This is a genomic window from Roseateles sp. P5_B10, assembly GCF_056400485.1.
The window spans coordinates 1-1792 of sequence record NZ_JBFULE010000966.1; the positions used below are offsets into that span (position 1 = coordinate 1).

Below are 1792 nucleotides of genomic sequence, written 5' to 3' on the forward strand. Positions count from 1 at the left end.
GTCGATCCGCGCTCGATGTCCTCAGCCTCATGCGTGTCGATCTGCTGTTCACCGACGTCGTCTTGCCTGGCGGCATGACGGGTGAAGATTTGGCGGCGAAGGCCAAGGAGCTATACACGGATATCAGGGTCTTGTTCACCACAGGTTATGCACGCAACGCCATCGTCCACCAAGGGCGGTTGGATCCCGGCGTCCGGTTGATCACCAAGCCGTTCACCTTCGATGACCTGGCTACCAAGATCCAAGAAGGTATGCGTCCGGCGAACTCACCTTGAACGGCCCGTCGACGACTGCCAGGATGGTGTCCACTAAACCAGTTAGGTGGACACCATGTCAGACGCCAAGCCGGCCGGTCGCCGGCGACACGATGCAGACCTGAAGCGCCAAGTCATCGCCGCATGTGCGGCGCCTGGCGCGTCCGTGGCCCAGGTGGCGATGAGCTACGGCCTCAACGCCAACCTCGTGCACAAGTGGCGGCGCGTGGCTGGGCACCATGGCGAGCCCGCCGGCCACCCTGCATTTGTTCCGGTCTCGGTGGTCACTGAAGCCCCACCCTGCGAGCCGCCGCAGTCCATCGAACTGGAGCTGCAGCGAGGCCCGGTCCATGTGCGGGTTCGTTGGCCGATGGCGGGCGCTGCTTCCTGCGCCGCCTGGCTGCGCGAGATGCTGCGTTGATCCGGGTGGATGCGGTGTGGATGGCAGTCGAGCCGCTGGACATGCGGGCCGGCACCGAGGCCGCCCTGCGGCGCGTGGTCGCCGTCTTCGGCGCTGCTCGCCCACACCACGCCTACCTGTTCGCCAACCGCCGAGCCAACCGGATGAAGGTGCTCGTGCACGACGGTATCGGGGTGTGGCTGGCAGCTCGCCGCCTCAACGCGGGCCGCTTCGTCTGGCCTCGCGACGTCACCGGCACGCTGAGCCTCGGYCGCACTCAGTTCGACGCCCTGGTGCTTGGCCTGCCCTGGCAGAACGTCGGCGAGGCCGGCGTCATCACGCTGCTGTAGCTCCGCGTCCATTGCGGCATCTGCCGATGGTCGACGAGGCCCACGGCGGGCACCATTACCACTCGTGATCGCCGACGACCTCGACACACTCGATACCCAGCAACTGCGCGACGCCCTGCGTGCCGCGCGTGCCGAGGCCGCGTTCAAGCAGGCCGTCATCGAGAAGCTCACGCACGAGAACGCGATCCTCAAGCGGCTGAAGTTCGCAGCGCAGAGCGAGCGCTACAGCGCCGAGCAGAAGAGCCTGCTGGACGAGACACTGGACAGCGACCTGGCAGCGGTGGCCGCCGAGATTGAGGCGCTGCAGCCAGGGCGCGCCGCTGGCGAGCGGCAACAGCCTCGGCGCGAGAAGCTGCCGGCGCACCTGCCACGCCGCGAAGTGCGCCATGAACCTGAGAACACCAACTGCGGATGCGGCCAGGCCATGCAGCGCATCGGCGAGGACGTGGCCGAGAAGCTCGACTACCAGCCCGGCGTCTTCACCGTCGAGCGCCACATCCGCGGCAAGTGGGTGTGCAAGTGCTGCGAGCGGATCGTGCAGGCGCCAGTCGCCCCGCACATCATCGACAAGGGCCTGCCGACGACCGGCCTGCTGGCCCAGGTGCTGGTCGCTAAGTACCTCGATCACCTACCGCTGTACCGCCAGGAAGCCATCTTCGAGCGCGCCGGCCACGCCATCGCTCGCTCCACGCTGGCGCAGTGGGTCGGCGAGTGCGGCGTGCAGTTGCAGCCGCTGGTGGACGCGCTGGCCGCGCAGCTTCTGCGCCAGCCGGTGCTGCACGCCGACG

General features: G+C 67.6%; 4 protein-coding genes. All 4 read left to right on the top strand.

Annotated elements, in window-relative coordinates; translation table 11 throughout:
• On the top strand, nt 1-275 hold a 275-nt coding region (locus tag AC1DU6_RS29810; RefSeq protein ID WP_477861633.1), incomplete at its 5' end, for a response regulator.
• Nucleotides 276-330: 55 nt separating this feature from the next.
• A complete protein-coding gene (gene tnpA, locus AC1DU6_RS29815; RefSeq protein ID WP_477861635.1) occupies nt 331-675 on the top strand; it encodes an IS66-like element accessory protein TnpA in 345 nt (114 codons plus the stop codon).
• A gap of 20 nt (nt 676-695) precedes the next feature.
• Nucleotides 696-1004: an IS66 family insertion sequence element accessory protein TnpB gene (gene tnpB, locus AC1DU6_RS29820; protein ID WP_477861637.1), complete on the top strand. Its 309-nt coding sequence runs from the start codon at nt 696-698 to the stop codon at nt 1002-1004.
• 103 nt (nt 1005-1107) lie between these two features.
• Nucleotides 1108-1792 (top strand): IS66 family transposase (locus tag AC1DU6_RS29825; protein ID WP_477861639.1); only part of this gene is annotated, 685 nt, incomplete at its 3' end.

Coding starts and splice junctions, on each gene's coding strand:
- tnpA (WP_477861635.1), top strand. CDS start 331: ATGTCAGACGCCAAGCCGGCCGGTCGCCGGCGACACGATGCAGACCTG.